The organism is Brevibacterium picturae, assembly GCF_030453725.1.
Taxonomy (GTDB): domain Bacteria; phylum Actinomycetota; class Actinomycetes; order Actinomycetales; family Brevibacteriaceae; genus Brevibacterium; species Brevibacterium sandarakinum_A.
In genome coordinates this window covers 1-19,205 of sequence record NZ_JAKDJU010000051.1, presented here as the reverse complement: position 1 = coordinate 19,205, position 19,205 = coordinate 1, and the positions used below count along the sequence as shown (strand labels likewise).

The window sequence follows — 19,205 nt, the reverse complement described above, 5'->3', positions numbered from 1 at the left end:
TCTTATCGTCCTTGGGCTCGTCGGATTTCGACTTGTCGTCGTCCTTCTTGTCGTCGTCCTTCTTGTCGTCCTTGGACTTGTCGTCGTCCTTGGACTTGTCGTCGTCCTTGGGCTCGTCGGCCTTGGAGTCCTTATCGTTTTCGGACTTGTCGTCCTTGGGCTCATCGGCCTTCGACTTCTCGTCGTCCTTCTTGTCATCCTTGGCGTCTTTGTCGTCTGCAGAACCTTCCCCGGAGTCTGCAGCCGACCCGCCATCGGTGGGGCTGTCCCCCGGTGGTGCCGATGCATCGGCACCACCGGAAGCCTTGGCATCATCAGAGGCGGCAGGAGCATTGTTGTCGACAACGCCGCCGCCGATGGTGCCCGTGGGCGAGAACTCCGTGGTTCCGTAGCCCTCGGCCCAGACGAGTCGAGCGCCTTCGAACAGCTGCTCACCTCTCCCGTCCTTGTACACCGGGTCCGACTCGGGATAACCGAGGTGCCCACTCACGGTCCCCTTGTCACCCCAATAGTTCTGGAGGGTGCCCTTGGTGTAGTGAGCACCAGAGTCCTTCGACCAGTAGATCTTGCCCTTCTGGAACGACTGTGCCGCTCCCCCGTCCTTCAGGCCGCTCTTCTCATCCGCGGTGGGCAGGCCCAGCTGGTTGACGACGTCACCCTTGTACGAGTTCTTGATCGCTCCAGACAGGTGGTAGGCACCGGTCTTCTTGGACCAGTAGACGTTGCCCTTCTCATAAGCGCGGGCACGAGCTCCGTCAACGCCCTTGAGATCATGTTCCTTGCCAGTGGCCTTGCCGAGTTCCTTCTTGTGGTCGGCGGCGTACTGCTCGATCGCGGTCTTGGGCTTCGGCTTTTCCTTCTTGTCGTCGTCCTTCTTCTCGTCCTTCTTGTCGTCGTCCTTCTTCTCGTCGGACGGCAGATCGCCGGACTTCATGATGTCGGAGACGGTCGAACGGATCTCGCCCATCTTGGAGTAGAAGGCGTCACCGGGGCAGCTGGTGTTCGCCAGGTCACGGTGTGCGACGACGGTCGACTTGCTGGCCTTGACACCGTCCAGCGAGAGCTTCCAAGCGATGGCCGAGGCGACTGCATCCCGAGTCTTCTTCGGCGGGGCCTTCGTGTCGTAGGAGCCGATCACCGAGATGCCGAAGGTCCCGGTGTTGTGTCCGGCCACGTGGGCGCCGATGACGGCCTTCTCGATGTCGCCGCCGCGGGCATGCCAGAGGCGACCGTACTTATCGGCGATGACGTTGTATCCGATGTCGTTCCAGCCGCGCCCCGACTGGTGGTAGGACTGGATACCGCGCAGGATCGAGGGAACGTCTTCAGCCGAGTAGCTGTTCGAACCGGCGGTGTGGTGCACGACTGCCTGCTTGATGCCGCTGGCGTAGTCTGGGCTGCCCTTGTACGACTTGGCACCCCACGACTTGCGCGAGCCGATCTTCGGCTTCGGCACCTCGGACTTCGCCACATTGTTCACGGACGAGGATCCGGGCACGTAGTTCTGATTGGTCACCGTCGCCTCGCCTGAAGCTGCCACCGTCTCGGTGCTCGCTGCAGCGGAGGTCGAACCTGGAGTCGTTTCGGAAGTGTCCGCTGCGCCTTCGGACGGCTCGGAACTCTGCGGTTCGATGTCGACGGGGTCGTTGTCGGCCACGGCGCCAGCATCGCCGGGGTTGTGCTTCGGGTCGACGAGGACGAGCTCGGCATCGCTGGGAGCCTTGTCGCCCAGAATGCGCATCTGCACACCCGAGGCCTGGTTGACGGTGAACGGCTCGGAACCTTCGTTCTTCGCCTGTTCCTGCTTCTCCTCGTCGAGGGACTGCCAGTTGCCCCAGTCAGAACCGCTCTTGACACGGACCTGGATGCGGATGTTGGACTTCGACTCGGAGAAGGTGAATCCGATGAGGCTCGGGTTCTCGGAGGGAACGTCGAGCACGTCGGAGATCAGCGCAATGTTGACGCCGTCCTCGGTCTTCTGTCGAACCGAGCCCGAAATGTCGTCGCTGTTCTCCGAGTCCGCAGATGATTCGGAGTCCTTGGACGTGTCATCCTTCGACTTGTCACCCTTGGACTTGTCATTCGTGGACGCTTCGTCATCCTTCGTGGCCGACTCTTCGGCGGGTGCCGATGGATCAGGCTTCGGAGTGGAGCCTTCCGAAGCAGCGGCTTCGCTTCCGTCCTCAGCTGAAGACAACCCCGTGGAGACGGGATTGACCGCTCCTGTGGAGCCGGCAGCAGCAGATGCGCCCGAACTCACGTTGACCACGGATGGCACCTGCGTCGAGGCCATAGCGGTCTCCGACTTGAAGATGTTCGGCAGGTTGCTGGTGGCGCTCTGGTTGGCGGCGTTGGCAGTGGAATCGCTGGAAGCCCGGGCGCCGGGGACATTGAGTCCTTCTTCGCTCACGCTCAGCGCCTCTTGGGTCACTTCAGGCTCAGTCGACGCCGCGAAGGCAGTCGTTGTGGTGACCGCTAAGGTGCCGACGAGTGCGACCGAAGCGCAGCCCGCGACTGTGGGCAATAAATATTTCATCGTTACAGCCTTTACGAGGAAGTCAGGGAAGTTCAGGCCTTGAGGTCATCCTCACCGTTGGCAGAACGGTGGGTAACCCCAACATCTCAAAATTGTTACACATATTCGGCGTGTCAGACTAGCCAAATAATAAAATAATCGAGTTACACCGGTGTGGTTCCCAGTGTTCTCAAGGGACACACCGAGAGAAACTTTTTCACGGAATTCTCTCCAGTTCCGCTCATCTGATGGACATTGACAAGGAATACGCACTCACGGGGATCTCAGGGGACGTAGCAGATCGCCTTCTCGGCTTCCGTTTTGTCCTCTTCAGACCCACCTTCGCCACCGCCTTGCGCGCTCACCTGGACGGAAGAGCCGGGGGTGAGGCCGGAGCTCACGTTGACCCCGGCAACAGCCCCTGAGGAGCCCCCAGGCACCGCTTGAGCACCCTTGTCCTTCTCGCCGTCCCCGGAAGCCTGTTCAATCCTATCCGCCACCAGCGCTCTCGCAGCATCGAAGTCCGGGTCGGCGGGGATCACGTTCGGCGGAGTCAGGTCAAAGGACTCGATCTTCTGCGATTTCACCTTCAGGGCGAGGTCGACGAACATGTCGACCTCGGAGGAGGGGATGTCTGTCGCCAGCGCGCCCGGGGTGGCTTCGGCGATCTGCTGGTACCGGGTGAGGACGGTGGCCGGGTCGAGCTGCTTGACCATTGCGGTTTGGACGCAGCGCTGCCGGACCATCCGCTCGTAATCGCTGGACATCTCACGGGAACGGGCGAACCACAAAGCGTGGTAACCGTCGAGCTTCTGCTCGCCCGGTTCGATCCAACCCTTGACCGGACCGTGTTCGCCGGTCGCCGGGTCGACCTTCGAGGAGATCGGGACCCGTTTGCCCGATACCACCGTGATTCCTCCGAGGGAATCGATGAGATTCTCAAATCCCTTGAGATTGACCATGGCGAAGTACTGGACCTCGACACCCGTGACCGCAGAGACAGCGTCCATCGTGGCCTGTTCCCCCGCCCGCTTCGGGTTCTCGAACTCGTCCTTGTGCCGCTCACCCTGCTGGAACACCGCGTTGAGCAGGCACTCATCGCCGCAGTTGAATCCCTGCGGGTACTGTTCGTGCAGTGGAGAATCCTCGGGAAACGGCACATTCTGCATATTGCGCGGAAGACCGATGATGACCGTCTTGCCCGTGTCCGCATCGATCGAAACCAGGGACAGCGAGTCGGGTCGGATGCCGGTGCGGCCCTTGCCGGCGTCCGAGCCCATCAGCAGGATGTTGTAGCGGCCATCGACGGGCTTCGCGGCCTTCCCGGACGCGAAGAGGTCGGCCATCAGCCCGCGTTGGGAGTCCAGCATCGTCGTGCCCCAGGCCAATGGGCCCACGACGATGAGGAGCAGGGCGCAGAAGGCGGCGAGGAAGCGTTTGCGGGCCCTCGATGACAGCGTGACGAGTTTGATCCGGCGCAGCGAATCGAACAGACACACGACCCAGTTCACGGCGATGACCGGCAGCCAGATCGTGAGGAACGTCAGCAGGAAGGGATTCGTTCCGATGGTGAAGAGGAACTTCTTGTCGATGAGGACCATGACCAGAGCGATGATGACGAGGGTCCAACTGATCGCGGTGATCGACAGCGAGATCTTGGCCCAGCGACGGGCCCGGAACAGCAGCTGCACTCCCCCGGGGATGAAGGCGGTGACCAGGAGAAGAATCCACGCCCGTACATCCCTCGTCGGCTGTGAAGCGTACGACGGGTGGTGAATGGGGTCGACGTATCTCGTTTCGGCCACTGACCTACCTTTACCTCGCGCTCGTTGCTGCTATCGCCACACGCGCAGACTCCAAGCCTGCAACGACACAGACCACTGTGCCAAACCTTCTGGAGAGTCGACTGTGTTCATCCATTGTGGCGCGTGAGAACCCGGGATTGCGGCACATTTCGCCTGCGCATGTCGCGCCATGACAGGGGCGCTTGATCACAGGCACCCGCCGCGAGCCCGCCCGCGCAGAAGGGAGAAGGCCACCGCCCGCAGGCGAGGGCCTTCTGCCTCGAAGTCTGAGCTCTCCCCTGCCGAGGCAAACCCGGATTCAGCTGATGAGCTTGCGCCCCATCACCATGCGCTGGATCTGATTGGTGCCCTCGTAGATCTGTGTGATCTTCGCATCACGCATCATCCGCTCCACGGGGTGGTCAACGACATAGCCGGCACCGCCGAGCAGCTGCACCGCGTCGGTCGTGATCTCCATCGCCGCGTCCGAGGCGAAGGCCTTCGCCGCCGCCCCGAAGTACGTGAGGTCATCATCGAAGCGCTGACTCTTCGCCGCCGCCGTGTAGGTCAGCTGACGGGCGGCTTCGAGTTTCATGCCCATATCGGCGAGCATGAACTGGATCGCCTGATTCTCGGCGATGTTCTTGCCGAACTGCTGGCGTTCCTTGACGTAGCCGATCGCGTAGTCGAGCGCACCCTGAGCGATGCCGACCGCCTGAGCCGCAATCGTGACTCGGGTGTGGTCGAGGGTCCGCAGGGCGATCTTCAGCCCCTCACCCGGGGCTCCGATGATGCGATCGCCGGGCAGGCGGACATTGTCAAAGAGCAGCTCACGCGTCGGCGAGCCCTTGATGCCCAGTTTGCGCTCCTTCTCCCCGAAGGCGAACCCTTCGTCGGACTTCTCAACGACGAATGCGGAGATGTTGCGTCCACGCGCACCATCGGGGTCGGTCACAGCCATGACCGTGTAGTACTCGGAGACGCCGGCATTCGTGATCCAGGTCTTGACTCCGTTGAGGATCCAGTCGTCACCGTCGGCCACGGCACGCGTCTTCATCGAAGCCGTATCGGAACCGGCTTCGCGCTCGGAGAGTCCGTAGGAGAATCCGGCCTCGCCGCGGGCGACCTGCGGGAAGTACTTCGCCTTGATCTCTTCGCTGCCACCGAGCTGGACGGGCATGCTGCCGAGTTTGTTCACAGCCGGAATCAGGGAAGAAGATGCACAGCCACGGGCGACCTCTTCGATGATGATGGCCACAGCCAGCGCGTCCGCGCCCATCCCGCCGTGCTCTTCCGGGATGTGTGCGGCGAAGAAATCGGTCTCGACCAGGGCGTCGTGGGCTTCCTGCGGATAGCGGGAATCAGCGTCAACCTCGGCGGCGAAGGGAGTGATCTTCTTCTCGACGACGTTGCGCACGGCGGCGCGAATCTCTTCGTGTTCTTCGCTGGGCTGGTAGAGGTCGAACATCATTCTCCTATTACTGATCAATCGTTAAGTACCTCTATTATCGCCGCAGTGCCTGCCCTTTGTCGAGAGCGACCTGCCGCAGCTGGCTCCGATGCTCATCGAGACGGCCACGTATACCGGCCGCGGAGTCGGTGTCGCCGGCGCCGAGGATTCGGGCCGCGAGGAGACCCGCGTTCTTGGCCCCGCCGATCGAGACGGTGGCCACGGGGACCCCTCCGGGCATCTGGACGATTGAGAGCAGTGAGTCCATTCCGTCGAGGTACTTCAGCGCCACGGGCACGCCGATGACCGGCAGTGAGGTCATTGAGGCGATCATCCCGGGCAGGTGGGCCGCTCCCCCGGCACCGGCGATGATGACGCGCAGGCCGCGATCGGCAGCCGTCTTGGCCCACTCGACCATGTCTTCGGGCATGCGGTGAGCGGAGACGACCTCGGCGGTGGAGTCGATGCCGAGCTCCTCGAGTGCCTCGGCAGCGGCCTTCATCGTCGGCCAGTCCGAGTCCGATCCCATGACGATTCCGACGACAGCGGTTCCGGAATTCGCAGAGTCCGCCGCCGAGGTGGATCCTGAGGTGGTGTCGGTCGTGGAGCTGGCGTCGGTGGCTGGAGGCATATCAGGCCCTTTCGTCGTAGGAGGCGGCAGCGTCGCCCCTGTCGCCATCGTCGGATGGTTCGGCGTTCGCGTCGAGATCAGCCGGGGCCGGCATCCGAGGATGCGGATTGATATCGACGCCGGCAACGAAGTCCGCTGCGTGTCGCGCCCTGGCCAGCACGAGGTCGAGATCCTCCCCATAGGCGTTGACGTGGCCGACCTTCCGGCCCGGTCGCACGCCTTTGCCGTAGAGGTGAACCTTGATCGCGGGGTCGTGGGCCATCACGTGCAGATAGGGCTGGTAGAGGTCCTCATGCTCGGCGCCGAGGACGTTGACCATCACGGACACATCCTCGCGGGCCGCGGGGCTGCCCAGGGGCAGGTCGAGAACCGCCCGCAGGTGCTGTTCGAACTGGCTGGTCACGGCCCCATCCTGGGTCCAGTGACCGGTGTTGTGGGGACGCATCGCGAATTCGTTGATGAGGAAGCCGTCCGCGGTCTCGAACAGCTCCATCGCCATCACACCGGTGACGTCGAGGGCACCGGCGACCTTGAGGATCGCCTCGGTGATCTCTCTCGACTTCTCTGCCGCCAGTCCTGGTGCGGGTGCGACGGCTTCTTTGCACACCCCGTTCTGCTGCCAGGTCTCGACGACGGGCCACACCGCGGTCTGGCCCATCGGGGAGCGTCCGACCATGACGGCGAGCTCTCGGGAGAAATCGACCTTCTCCTCGGCCAGCAGCTGCCCGACCTCGTCGAGCCAGGTCACGGCTTCGTCGAGGGTGTCGATGACCCGCACACCCTTGCCGTCATAGCCACCGCGAGGGGTTTTGAGGATGAAGGGGTATCCGACTCGCTCGGCGAAGGCTTCGACGTCGGCACGGGAGGTGATCTCTGCCCAGGCGGGGTTCGGCAGTCCGAGTTCGTCCATCCTCCTGCGCATGAGGATCTTGTCCTGGGCGAAGATGAGGGCCTGCGGTCCCGGACGGACCGCATGGCCCGCCTCGGCAAGGGCCTGGAGGTGTTCCGGGGGAACATGCTCATGGTCGAAGGTCACCACATCGACGGTCTCGGCGAAGGCCTTGAGGGTCGCGAAGTCCTTGTAGTCGCCGACGCTCACCTCATTGATGACCTGGGTGGCCGGGGCGTCCGCAGTCTCAGACAGGACTGAGAAGCGGATGCCGAGGGCTTCTGCGGCAGGGGCAAGCATACGTGCCAATTGGCCGCCGCCAATGACACCAACACGAGGAAAAGTCACGTTCGCCATCCTATCGTCCACTGCGGACATGGGACGCGCAGGTTCGCTATGTGAGTCTCGCCCTCAATGGGAGAGTCGCAGACGCCACAGCGAGGTGACCTCCGCCCCGCGGGCCGCGTGGAGCTCGTCGGTGGTGTCCGAAGCGCGGGGGTGACGCGGAGTCGTGCCGTGTCGGTCGTGGACGCGCAGCCCGGCAGCGCTGATGCGAGCAAGGAGCGCTTCTCGGGTCCTCAGGCCCAGGTGCTCGGCGAGATCGGACAGGATCAGCCACCCCTCACCGGTCGGGGTGAGGGAGGCGGCCAGTCCGTCGATGAAGCGGTGGAGCACATCGGAGCCGGGGTCGTAGATGCCGGCCTCGAGCGCAGAGCTCGGGCGGGCAGGCAGCCACGGCGGGTTGCACACGATGAGATCGGCACACCCTGGCGGGAAGAGGTCGGCCTGAACCACCTCGGCGGATTCGGCCACACCGAGCCGCTCCAGGTTCTCCTGTGCGCAGGCCACCGCGCGCGGGTTGATGTCCGTGGCCACGACATGTTCGACGCCGCGGCGCAGGAGCACGGCGGCAAGCACCCCGGTGCCGGTGCCGAGGTCGAAGGCGGTCTGGGGTGCTGATGGACTGCCGGGCTCGGATGCGGGCAGCGGTGTCTGGGCCACCAGGTCGACGTATTCGCCGCGGATCGGGGAGAACACACCGTAGCGCGGGTGGATGCGCTCGCCGAGGGCGGGAACGGCCACGCCCTTCAGCTGCCACTGGTAGGCGCTGAGTACTCCATTCAACTCGGTCAGCGACACGCACACCGGGCCTGTCGATGGCCCGTAGGCGGCCCTGCAGGCCAGGCTGACATCGGGGGCGCGGCGCAGGTTGAGCTGGTAGTCCTCGTCGAGTTCGACGATGAGAGCACCGAGCAGACGGGCACGATCGGCGATGAAGCGACGCTGCGCCTCGAATGCCCCCGCAGCACTGTGACCGTCGACGAGACCGTCGTTGGAGCTGTCCGGCCTGCCTCCGCGCTTGTTGCCGCTGCGTTGGCCGGCTCCACGGCGGGCGCTGCGGCGTTTGAAGCGGCGGTCCATCGCCTGCAGCAGTTGCCGACCGTTGTGGTAGTCCCCGCGCCACAGCAGCCCGGTCCCGGATCGGGCCAGACGGTAGGCGGCATCGGCGGTGATCTCATCGCTGACCACCGTCACTCGCGCCGGGGCGGAGGACTGATTCTCCGAATGCCAGATCGCCGATCGCGCGGCGCCGTCCTCGGTCCAGTCGAGCACGGTCAACGGAGCCTCCTGAGGCGTCTGGTCATCGGAGGTTCCCTGGCGCATCCAATCGTCTGACATCCGTTCACACCACGAGCAGAGGAATCTGCAGCTCGCGTGCCGTCGTCGAACCGTGGTGTCCGATGAGAGCGATCGCCGAAGCGGATTCGTTGTCCGAGTCGACGATGGCGAATTCGTCCTGGCAGATGACCATGAAGTCCCCGATGCGCTGCCGGAACCGGGGATCGACGGGGCCGAAGTAGCCGCGTCGGATGGCGTCATCACGGCTGAGGATGAGTGCCCTGTCCCCCACGGTCTCGGTCCAGGCCGAGTAGACGTCGGCCTCGGCGCCCTCACTGGCATAGAGATGGACCGCGCGGGGTTCGCCGCCGACGTGCCTGACCCCCGAGCGCAGTGCGGGAGCCTCGGCGAGGTCGAGGCGCAGGCTGTGGTCGATGTCGACCATGCCGTGGTCGGCGGTGACGATCATCGTCGAATCGGCCGGCAGATCATCGGCCAGCCGTGACAGTGCCAGGTCGACGAGTTCGAGCTCCTCGGTCCACTGCGAGGAATTCGACCCGTGGACATGGCCGGTCTTGTCGAGGTTGCCCCAGTAGAGGTAGACGAGCCGACGCCCCGGCGCCTTCGCCTCTTCGACGGCCTGGGCGCAGCGCTGTTCGAGTGTCTTCGAGGCCCGGAACCGTCCCCCGCGCAGGGAGGCTCGGTTCAGGCCGCGTCCGGCGAACTTCGCCTCGCCGAGGCTGACGACGTCGACCTCGGCCTCCGTGAGGCGTTCGAACAGGCTCGCATCGGGGACCCAGGAGACCGGGTCGACGTCGAGGTCCCAGGTCAGCTGGTTGAACACGGCATCCTTGGCGGGGTCGAGCACACGGTATCCGACGACGCCGTGACCACCGGGCAGACGTCCCGTGGCCAGCGAAGACAGGGAGTTCGCGGTCGTCGAGGGGAACCCTGTGGACAGGGTCCGTCGGGATGCGGCCAGGGACCGGAAGAAGGGGGTGTAACCGCTGTACTGCTTGAGCTGGCTCTCACCCATGCCGTCGATGAGGACGACGATCGTGGTCCGCGACTCACGGTCGAGGCCCAGGGCCTGCGCCCGAGTGCGTGCCGTGTCGTCGAAGATCTCCCCCGCGCCGAGGCTGAGCGCCGCAGCCGGGACCACGTCGGAGAGGATGGGCCCGGAATAGTCGGGCGGCCCCGTCAGCGGTGAGGTGGCCTGATCTGCCATCAGCGCCGCGACCGGAGCCTGGCTTGGAACACTGCGGCACGCAGCTTCCCGGCGAACTCCGCGATCCGGTCAACGGCAGACTGGCCCTCAGCTTCGGCGGAGACGCGCAGCATGACGTCTTCGGAGAAGATGGATCCGCCGTAGCCGTGGTCGGCTGTGCAGTCCGGGTCCCCACATGTCTCGGGGAAGGCTTCGATCCGTCGGGAGGCGCCCCAGGACATGGTCAATGACACCTCGACGGGCTTGTCACCGGGGATGTAGGCGGCCGGGTCGGCAAACGTCCGGCCGACCATGACGGTGCCCAGGCGTGAGAGTTCGATGTCTTCGCTGCTCGTCACGGCACGCGGTTTGGAGCCGGGCGCGACGTTGGGATCGTCGTCGACGTGCGCAAGCAGCAGTCGCGTCTCGGTGAGTACGAACGCGGTGACGTGCCGGTGAATCGATTCGATGTCGACATGAGTGTCGATGTGGACGAAGTGCGCGAGAACCGGTTCGTCGAACAGAGAATCAGCCAGAATCCCCTGTGTGAGCTGTGGGTAATATCCGGCCGACTGCAGATCGTGGACGAGAACTTCGGGTAAAGCCATGACTCCTATTGTGCCGTACTCGCCCGACTCTTCCCACTTCGCACCGTTCCTTCGGCTCCTGTTCGGTGACCTTGCAGTTCATGTACGGTCAGGGACTCTCGCCGTCCGCTTATGCTGGGAGCATGGAAAACTATCCTGCCGAGTGGGAAGCAGATGTCGTCCTCCGCGACGGCGGAACCGCTCATCTGCGCCCCATCGTCCCTGCCGATGCCGATGCCCTGTCGAGGATGCACGAGGCTCAGTCGCCGGAGTCCGTCTACCTGCGCTTCTTCGCCCCGCTGCCCCGCCTGCCCAAACGTGATCTCGAACGGTTCGTCAACGTCGACCATCGGGATCGGGTGGCGATGATCATGCTCGTCGGCTCCGACATCATCGGAGTCGGGCGCTTCGACAAGATCTCCGAGACCTCCGCCGAGGTGGCCTTCAACATCGCCGACGCCCACCAGGGCCGCGGCATCGGCTCGATCCTCCTCGAACATCTCGCCGCTGCTGCCCGGGATCTGGGGCTCCGCAGGTTCACCGCCGAGGTGCTGCCTCAGAACCGTTCGATGCTGCAGGTCTTCCAGGCCGCCGGCTACGAGGTCTCGCGCGGTTTCGACGACGGTGTCGTGGCCGTGAACTTCGACATCGATCCGACGGCACGATCCATCGAGGTTCAGGCCTCTCGGGAGCACAGGGCCGAGGCCCTGAGCGTGCGCACGGTCCTCCACCCCACCTCGGTGGTGGTCATCGGCGCCAGCCGCAAACGCAACTCCACCGGTCATCTCCTCATCCGCAACATCACCTCGGCGAAGTTCACGGGCGACCTCTGGGTCGTCCACCCCGAGGCGGACCAGATCGCAGGGGTCCAGGCGTACAGGACCCTCGAAGATCTTCCCGGCACCGCGGATCTCGCCGTGATCGCGGTTCCCGCGGAATCGGCCACCGAGGTGGTCCAGGAGTGCGCGGCCCACGGGGTCAAGGCGGTGCTCGTCATCTCCTCGGGCTTCGCCGAGACCGGCGACGAGGGTGCCGAACTGCAGAGAAGAATGGTCGCCACGTCCCGCGCCTACGGAATGCGCGTGGTGGGCCCGAATTCGTTCGGCCTCGTCAACGAGGCCGCCGATGTCTCCCTCAACGCCTCCCTGGCCCCGTTCCTGCCGGATTCGGGTTCGCTGGGACTCTTCAGCCAGTCGGGCGCGCTCGGGACCGCGCTGCTCTCGGCGGCGAAGAACCGCGGCCTGGGGATCTCGACCTTCGTCTCCGCGGGCAACCGCGCCGATATGTCCGGCAATGACGTCCTCCAGTATTGGGAGGAGGACCCGGACACGAAGACCGTCGGACTCTACCTCGAGTCGATCGGCAACCCGCGCAAGTTCTCCCGCATCGCCCGCCGCGTCTCCCGGGTCAAACCGATCATCGTCATCAAGTCCGATCTCACGGGCAGGGAACTGCCTCCGGGACACATCGTGCGCACCTCCTCCCTGGCCCCGAACACCCTTGACCAGGTGCTCGGACAGGCCGGAGTGATCAGGGCGGACACGATCCACCAGCTCTTCGACCTCGCTCAGGTCTTCTCGACTCAGAGCCTGCCCGCCGGGCGACGGGTCGGCGTCATCGGCAATTCGGCCGCGATGGCCACCCTCCTCGTCCAACGCTCACGCTCGGAGGGACTGCATGTCGAGGCCGAGCCGGTCTCCCTGCACCCCGAGGTCGACGCCGACCGATTCCGGACCGAGCTCGATGCCATGTATGCCCGCGACGACATCGACTCGGTCATCGTCACGTTCACCCCCTCGGCAGGAGCCGAGGAAGCGGAGATCGCAGCGCACCTCTCAGAGGCCGCGGCCAGATCCCAGAAGACGACCGTCGCCTGCTTCCTCGGAATCCACGGTGTCAAGGACGAACTGACGACCTACCTCACCGATGACGAGGGGGCGCGGGTCTCTCGCACCGTGCCCAGCTACGTGGGCCCGGAGGACGCCGTCTGGGCGCTGGCCAGGGCCACCGACTATTCGCGCTGGCGCGCCGCAGACCACGGCCGGTTCCTCGAGATCGAGGACCTCGACGACAAGGGGGTGCGCTCGATCATCGAGTCCGCCCTCTCCGATGCTCGGCCGGGAACTCCCGTCCGCCTCGAACGCAGCGACACCCGGGCGCTGCTGTCCTGCTACGGCATCGAGGTCCTGCCCTACATCACGGCCGCCTCGGTCGAGGAGGGTCTGGCCGCTGCCGAAGAGATCGGCTATCCCGTGGCGCTCAAGGCAGTGACGAATGTGCTGCGCCATCGCATGGAACTCGGCGGGGTGCGGCTGAACATCGACTCCCCCGAGGAGCTGAGGGAGGACTTCACGGCGATCCAGCGGATCATCCGCCAGGTGATCGGGGACTCGGATCCCCTTGTCGATGTCCAGACCATGGCCCCACACGGAGTCCCCTGCGTCATCCGCGCCGGAGAGGATCCGCTTCTTGGGCCGCTGCTGTCGTTCTCTCTGGCCGGGGACACCACCGAGCTGCTCGGCGATGTCTCACATCGGGTCGCCCCGCTCACCGACAGGGAGGCCGGGGACATGATCAAGTCGATCAAGGCCTCGCCGCGACTCTTCGGGTACCGGGGACTGCCGCCGATGAATATCGACCCGCTGGGCAATGTGCTCGAACGGCTCTCGGTCCTCGTCGAACGCCACCCGCAGATCCGCGAGCTCGTCATCCACCCGATGGTCGCGACGGAGACCGAGGGGCATGTCCTCAGCGCCCGGATCGATCTGCTCCTCGACCCGACGCGCATCGACTCGACGAGGCGCCTGCTCAGCTGATCGGCGGCGGGCGGGCCGACTGGCACAGAGGCGCTGGTCGAATCGGCCGGCAGGTCCCGTGGCCGCTGCCGAGGAGGGTCTGGTGGCCAGACGGTGGCACCTTCGCGCGCATGACACTAAGGTGGAGTCAGAGCCCATGGGACGAAGACATGCCCCGTTTAGTGGGAACCGACTGTCAGTTTGGCGAGTCTTATACCAATTCTTCGCTATTGCAGGTAGTGTCTGTATCCGTTCGACACGAAACGTTATGAATTTGTGTTTTAGTGTGTGGCCGAATATTAGCCATAGTCTGTGACCAGCCGCTGGTCATCCACCGTCCCAAAGACACCTGCACTGCAGGTGTCTCACGAGAGTGAGGCCCGAAAGAAATGATTTCACGAAGAGACGTCGTCACCGACTCCGCAATAGCCGTAGTCGCCGAACAGGGAGTTCGTGGACTCACCCATAGGGCAGTCGATGCCCTTGCCGAACTGCCCGTCGGCTCCACGTCGAACGTCTACCGCACCCGTGATGCCCTGGTCACCGGAATCATGGAGCGCATCGGCGAGCTCAATACCCAGCAGCTCGAGCGCCTGCCGGACATGTTCCACGGCAGCGGAAAGCCTGCCCAGGACATCGCCGTCGATTTCTGCATGAGCTGGCTGACCACGGACCGCAATCGCTTCTACACGACGATCATGCTCAGCCTCGACCCCGCACTACCGGGCGAAGCTGTGGCAGCGAAGCAGAAGAACATGCACAAGATCGATGAGTTCGTCATGCGACTGGCCAAGGTCGATGCCGAAACGGCACGCACGATCAACAGCTCAGTGATGGGCATGATGGTCGCCGAACTGATCGCAGGAACGGCGGATCGTCCGCACATCGAGTCGTTCATGGAACAGTTCCTCGCATGGTTGGGCACAGCTGCGACACCAGCCTGAACCTGCCTGAGAACACACGTGTGATTTGACCTCAGAACACAGGCGCAGGCATTCCTGCGAACGACCTCGCAGGCACAGGCACAGGCGCAGGCGCACGTGCGAACGACACGGACGCCCCGGAAAAGCGGTCTTGAGCCGTAGAACTCAAATCGAACGCTAGAATCGACAGGTGTTCTCCGTTGCCGATGTCTCGACTCGGTGCATGAGGGAGCATCCGGAGCGAAAGAATCGTGCGTCAAAGGAGTTCCATGGCCGAAGGCAGAGTCATCGATGTCGACGTCTCATCAGAGATGGAGAGTTCGTTCCTCGAATATGCGGTCTCAGTCATCCACTCCCGCGCCCTGCCCGATGCACGCGATGGTCTGAAGCCCGTTCAGCGGCGCATCGTCTACCAGATGGGTGACATGGGTCTGCGCCCCGAGCGCGGTCATGTGAAGTCCTCCCGCATCGTCGGCGATGTCATGGGCAAGCTCCACCCGCACGGTGACACCGCGATCTACGACGCACTGGTGCGTCTGAGCCAGGGCTTCATCATGCGTGTGCCGCTCGTCGACGGCCACGGAAACTTCGGTTCCCTCGATGACGGCCCCGCAGCCCCACGTTACACGGAGGCACGGCTGACCTCGGCCTCCATGCAGCTGATCGCCGGCCTCGACGAGGATGTCGTCGACTTCGTCGGCAACTACGACAACACGCTGACTCAGCCTGAGGTTCTGCCCAGCGCTTTCCCGAACCTGCTCATCAACGGCACCTCCGGAATCGCCGTGGGCATGGCCACCAATATGGCCCCGCACAATCCGGGCGAAGTCATCGCTGCCTGCTGCCACCTGATCCGGAATCCGGAAGCGGGCCTGGCCGAGCTCATGCGCTTCATCCCCGGCCCGGATCTGCCCACCGGCGGGCGGATCATCGGACTCGATGGGGTCCGCGACGCCTATGAGACAGGCCGCGGCACGTTCCGCACCCGGGCCACGGTGTCGATCGAGAACATCAATGCCCGGCGCAAGGGCATCGTCGTCACAGAGCTGCCCTATCTTGTGGGACCGGAGAAGGTCGTGGCGAAGGTCAAGGACGCTGTCGGTGCGAAGAAGCTCACAGGCATCGCCTCGATCGATGACTACTCGGACCGCAAGAACGGCATGCGCCTGGTCATCGGCATCAAGAACGGCTTCAATCCGGAGGCGGTCCTCGCTGAGCTCTACCGGCAGACCCCGCTCGAAGAATCGTTCAGCATGAACAATGTCTGCCTCGTCGACGGACAGCCGCGAACGCTGGGACTGCGCGAGCTGCTGACCGTCTACCTCGCCCACCGCATCGATGTCGTCAGACGCCGCACCGCGTTCCAGCTGCGCAAGGCCAAGGATCGCCTCCACCTCGTCGAAGGCCTGCTCATCGCGATCGTCGACATCGACGAGGTCATCCAGCTCATTCGCTCCTCCGACGATGCGGCCACGGCTCGCACCCGCCTGATGGACGTCTTCGAGCTCTCGGAGCTCCAGGCCACCTACATCCTCGACCTGCAGCTGCGCCGGCTGACGAAGTTCTCGCGCATCGAACTCGAGGCCGAGCGTGACGAACTGCGCAAGAAGATCGACTACCTCGAGTCGCTGCTGGCCGATGAGGCCAAGCTGCGTGAACTCGTGGCCACTGAGCTCGAGGCGACGGCGGAAGCCATCGGCTCGCCTCGGCGCACGGTCCTCATCGAAGGGTCGATGAAGGAGCTGAGCGCCAAGGGCAAGAAGGCCCAGTCGGATCTCAAGATCGCCGATGGCCCCTGCCGGGTGCTGCTGTCGACCTCGGGCCGGATCGCCCGGACAGCAGATGCATCGGCGCTGCAGAGGGTCGGGAAGCGCTCGAGTCATGATGCTCTGCGCTCTGAGATCGTGTCGACGACTCAGGGCAAGGTCGGAGCGGTGACCTCGGCAGGGCGTGTGCACATGGTCGATGTCGTCGACCTCCCGGCGCTGCCGCCGGCCGCGAACAGGCCGAATGTCGCCGGCGGAGTCAAGATCGCCGACTATGTGAGTCTGGAGAAGAACGAGTCGGTGCTCGGTCTCATCGACCTCGACCGGGAGTTCGTCGTCGGCACCGCAGGCGGTGTCGTCAAACGCGTGTCCGTGGCGGCTCGACCGAACAAGAGCGAATGGGAGGCGATCACGCTCAAGGGCAAGGATTCCGTCATCGGAGTCGCTCAGCCCAAGGACATCGACGAGTCTCTGGCGGTGTTCGTGACCTCGAGCTCGCAGCTGCTGGCCTTCGATGCCTCGGGCCTGCGGGCCCAGGGCTGGAATGCCTCAGGTGTGGCGGGAATGAAGGTCGCCGCCGATGCGCGCGCCATCTTCTTCGGCATGACTCCCAAGGCCGCCAAAACCGATGAGGACGGGGATGCCGATACGAGCATCGGCACGTTCGCCGTGGTCACGGTCGCCAGCGGTGAGAACTTCTACGGCGCACCATCGTCATCGATCAAGGTCAGCGACTTCTCCGAGTTCCCGACCAAGGGCCGTGCGACCTCGGGTGTGCGCGCCCACAAATTCCTCAAGGGCGAGACCGCGCTGTCGCTGGCCTGGGTCGGCGACACTCCGCAGGCTGCTGCTCAGGCCGGAGGAGCCAGGACGCTGCCGGCAGAGATGTCGAAGCGCGATGCCTCGGGCTCGCCGCTCGAATCCAAGATCGACATCATCGGAACGGTCCCCCGCCTCGGCGACGCCGAAGATGCGGTCGACGATTCGGGGTCGGGCGGTGACACGGCAGCGTCCGGCGGTGCTGGGACGGTCGACGACACGAGGGTTTCCGGCGGTGGTGCGTCGTCCTCGGCGACCTCGCGCACCCAGGGACTGGCGACGAGCTTCGACGAACTCGACCTCGAACGTGTTGACGGCGGCGATCTCAACGAGGCGAAGGAAGAGATCGCGCGCTCGAAGATGGACTCCGACGATGCTGTCATCGTCTCGCATGACGACGATGATGACGACGACAGTGCATTATTCTGAGGAATTGGGCAGAGCGGTTCGGATCGATTGCCCGGGTTGGTCTGAGGGAATTCGTGAGAAAAGCTGCCCTGCCGCCAACTGGTGATCGCGTACACGGTCCACTTCGCGCGTGATACCCGCAGTCGCAAAAGCAACCACTGCAGGTGTCGCAACTCCGACTAACGGTGCGGAGTGCGGGCACAGGTGCCGAGCGCACGCACAGGTGGGCGACGCGCGACTCAGTTCTCGTCGTCGTCGAGGTCCAGCTGCATGCGGGCGGCGGTGCCGCGCTTCATCTCGCCGATGCCGGTCTCCCCCAGCCCCTGGAGCGTGATCGACTCGCGCCGCTCGAAGACGTAGGAGTCCGAGGCTGAGAGGACTCGCGCTGTGTCCTCGTCGGTGAAGATCGTGCCCGGGTCTGCCACGGCGGTGAGCCGGGCTGCCAGGTTGACGCTCGATCCGAAGATGTCGCCCAGCCGTGACAGGACCCTGCCCCAGACGAAGCCGACCCGCGCCTGCGGAAGGTCCTCGGCCGCGGTGACGCGCTCCATCAGGGTCATCGCGATCTCTGCACCGCCCATCGGCGTCTCGGCGGCGAAGAAGACCTCATCGCCGACGGTCTTGATGACCCGGCCGCCACCGGTGGCCACGATGTTGTAGGCCATGCCCTGGAACTCCTGCACCAGATTCGCCAGCTGCCTTGGCTCCATCTTCTGCGACAGGCGCGTATAGGAGACGAGGTCGATGAAGCCGACCGCACGAGCCAGCGGCATCGACGAGTCGTACCAGCCCTGCCTGTTGTCCATGGCCAGGCCGTCGGAGACGTTGACGTTGAGCCGTCCCATGACCTCGGCGAGGTTGCGCCGCCAGGAATACGTCAACATCTTCTGCAGAGGATCGACCATGTCCTCGACGACCTGCAGCGCATCGCGCCTGGCCTCGGGATCGGTCAGTCCCTTCTCCTCGGTGAGGAAATCGACGAGAGTCTCCATCTGCCACACGACCAGACGGTCCGTGGTCTGGCCGATTGCGCGGGCCAGGGACAGCGCCGTGCCCTGATCGATGAGGCCGTCGGCCACGGGCTTGGCCCACATCCGCAGAGCGTGGGCGTCACTGACGGTGTAGGCCTTCTCAGTCCCGTCCGTCTGCGACATGCCCAGCGCCCGCCACATCTTCCGCGCCGAGACCGTGGAGATGCCGCCGAGCTTCGCCGCCTCCCTCCGGTCGAGCACGCGTTTGCCGTCGAGGAGGATCTCCTCGAGCCGTTCGGCGGCGCTGCGGGTCTCGTAGACGGTTTCGTCCTCATCCTTGTCGTCTTCGTCGATGATCTGCAGGGCAGCAGTGCGCGGATCCTCGTGCAGTCCCCCGGAGAAGTCGCCGCCCGCGGTCTCCTCCGAGGAGTCCTCATCCTCGGCCCAAGGCACGGTCGACATCAGCGAGGTGGGAGGCAGGTCCTCATCGCCGTGTTCGATCCCTTCGACGGAAGGGGGCGCCGAGGCGGCCGGCGGGGTGTCCGAGGTAGATGATGCGTCGATGTGTTCCTCCGTGATCACCGGAATTGTCTGGGGGCCGCGGCTCGAGTCCTGAGCCGCATCCGCGCCATCGGTCGAGTCAGCGAGGTCGTCAGTGCTCCGGCCCTGAGCGGATTCGTCTTCCGCAGCCTCGCCCAGTGACTCGCCGGTGACGATATCGAATTGGGCGGTGAAGTCCGAGACGCCTGTCATCTGCGACCTCCGTCGTCCGCGGCGGTGCCGGTGGCGGTGCCGTCGGCAGCCGGTCGCAGGTGGTGGACATCGCCTGCACTGACGCTG

12 protein-coding genes are annotated in these 19,205 nt (G+C 64.5%); 3 read left to right on the top strand and 9 right to left on the bottom strand.

All coding sequences use genetic code 11. The features are described 5' to 3' along the window. From L0G76_RS07290 to L0G76_RS07255, 8 genes are all read right to left on the bottom strand, one after another. A partial coding sequence (locus L0G76_RS07290) for an N-acetylmuramoyl-L-alanine amidase (RefSeq protein WP_304356630.1) occupies positions 1–2,536 on the bottom strand: 2,536 nt, incomplete at its 3' end. Between the two features lie 263 nt (positions 2,537–2,799). Beyond that, entirely contained in the window at positions 2,800–4,320 is a 1,521-nt protein-coding gene (locus L0G76_RS07285; protein ID WP_304356629.1) for an LCP family protein, read from the bottom strand. 298 nt (positions 4,321–4,618) lie between these two features. Next, complete coding sequence (locus L0G76_RS07280; protein WP_304356628.1) at positions 4,619–5,767, bottom strand: acyl-CoA dehydrogenase family protein; 1,149 nt, start codon at positions 5,765–5,767, stop codon at positions 4,619–4,621. A gap of 37 nt (positions 5,768–5,804) precedes the next feature. Then, positions 5,805–6,380, bottom strand: a complete 576-nt coding sequence (purE, locus tag L0G76_RS07275; protein ID WP_487246995.1) for a 5-(carboxyamino)imidazole ribonucleotide mutase — start codon at positions 6,378–6,380, stop codon at positions 5,805–5,807. A 1-nt stretch (position 6,381) separates the two neighbouring features. Then, positions 6,382–7,626 (bottom strand): 5-(carboxyamino)imidazole ribonucleotide synthase, encoded by a 1,245-nt coding sequence (locus tag L0G76_RS07270; protein ID WP_304356627.1) that lies wholly within the window; start codon positions 7,624–7,626, stop codon positions 6,382–6,384. Between the two features lie 54 nt (positions 7,627–7,680). After that, positions 7,681–8,949, bottom strand: coding sequence for a methyltransferase (locus L0G76_RS07265; RefSeq protein ID WP_304356626.1), 1,269 nt, complete (start codon positions 8,947–8,949; stop codon positions 7,681–7,683). 4 nt (positions 8,950–8,953) lie between these two features. Next, on the bottom strand, positions 8,954–10,117 hold the full coding sequence (locus L0G76_RS07260; protein WP_304356625.1) for an alkaline phosphatase family protein: 1,164 nt from the start codon (positions 10,115–10,117) through the stop codon (positions 8,954–8,956). Further along, positions 10,117–10,704: a DUF5998 family protein gene (locus L0G76_RS07255; RefSeq protein WP_304356624.1), complete on the bottom strand. Its 588-nt coding sequence runs from the start codon at positions 10,702–10,704 to the stop codon at positions 10,117–10,119. The genes L0G76_RS07260 and L0G76_RS07255 overlap by 1 nt, the downstream gene beginning before the upstream one ends. A 122-nt stretch (positions 10,705–10,826) precedes the next feature. Here L0G76_RS07255 and L0G76_RS07250 point away from each other — a divergent pair, with 122 nt between their 5' ends. From L0G76_RS07250 to L0G76_RS07240, 3 genes are all read left to right on the top strand, one after another. Continuing rightward, on the top strand, positions 10,827–13,499 hold the full coding sequence (locus L0G76_RS07250) for a bifunctional acetate--CoA ligase family protein/GNAT family N-acetyltransferase (protein ID WP_304356623.1): 2,673 nt from the start codon (positions 10,827–10,829) through the stop codon (positions 13,497–13,499). Positions 13,500–13,867: 368 nt separating this feature from the next. Further along, positions 13,868–14,422: a TetR/AcrR family transcriptional regulator gene (locus tag L0G76_RS07245; RefSeq protein ID WP_304356622.1), complete on the top strand. Its 555-nt coding sequence runs from the start codon at positions 13,868–13,870 to the stop codon at positions 14,420–14,422. 248 nt (positions 14,423–14,670) lie between these two features. Next, positions 14,671–17,415 (top strand): DNA gyrase/topoisomerase IV subunit A, encoded by a 2,745-nt coding sequence (locus L0G76_RS07240; RefSeq protein ID WP_304356621.1) that lies wholly within the window; start codon positions 14,671–14,673, stop codon positions 17,413–17,415. A gap of 218 nt (positions 17,416–17,633) precedes the next feature. Here the strand turns inward: L0G76_RS07240 and L0G76_RS07235 are convergent, their stop codons facing one another. Next, positions 17,634–19,118: an adenylate/guanylate cyclase domain-containing protein gene (locus L0G76_RS07235; RefSeq protein ID WP_304356620.1), complete on the bottom strand. Its 1,485-nt coding sequence runs from the start codon at positions 19,116–19,118 to the stop codon at positions 17,634–17,636. Positions 19,119–19,205 lie beyond the last annotated feature (87 nt).

Coding starts and splice junctions, on each gene's coding strand:
- L0G76_RS07280 (WP_304356628.1), bottom strand. CDS start 5,767: ATGTTCGACCTCTACCAGCCCAGCGAAGAACACGAAGAGATTCGCGCC.
- purE (WP_487246995.1), bottom strand. CDS start 6,380: ATGCCTCCAGCCACCGACGCCAGCTCCACGACCGACACCACCTCAGGA.
- L0G76_RS07270 (WP_304356627.1), bottom strand. CDS start 7,626: ATGGCGAACGTGACTTTTCCTCGTGTTGGTGTCATTGGCGGCGGCCAA.
- L0G76_RS07265 (WP_304356626.1), bottom strand. CDS start 8,949: ATGTCAGACGATTGGATGCGCCAGGGAACCTCCGATGACCAGACGCCT.
- L0G76_RS07260 (WP_304356625.1), bottom strand. CDS start 10,117: ATGGCAGATCAGGCCACCTCACCGCTGACGGGGCCGCCCGACTATTCC.
- L0G76_RS07255 (WP_304356624.1), bottom strand. CDS start 10,704: ATGGCTTTACCCGAAGTTCTCGTCCACGATCTGCAGTCGGCCGGATAT.
- L0G76_RS07250 (WP_304356623.1), top strand. CDS start 10,827: ATGGAAAACTATCCTGCCGAGTGGGAAGCAGATGTCGTCCTCCGCGAC.
- L0G76_RS07245 (WP_304356622.1), top strand. CDS start 13,868: ATGATTTCACGAAGAGACGTCGTCACCGACTCCGCAATAGCCGTAGTC.
- L0G76_RS07240 (WP_304356621.1), top strand. CDS start 14,671: ATGGCCGAAGGCAGAGTCATCGATGTCGACGTCTCATCAGAGATGGAG.
- L0G76_RS07235 (WP_304356620.1), bottom strand. CDS start 19,118: ATGACAGGCGTCTCGGACTTCACCGCCCAATTCGATATCGTCACCGGC.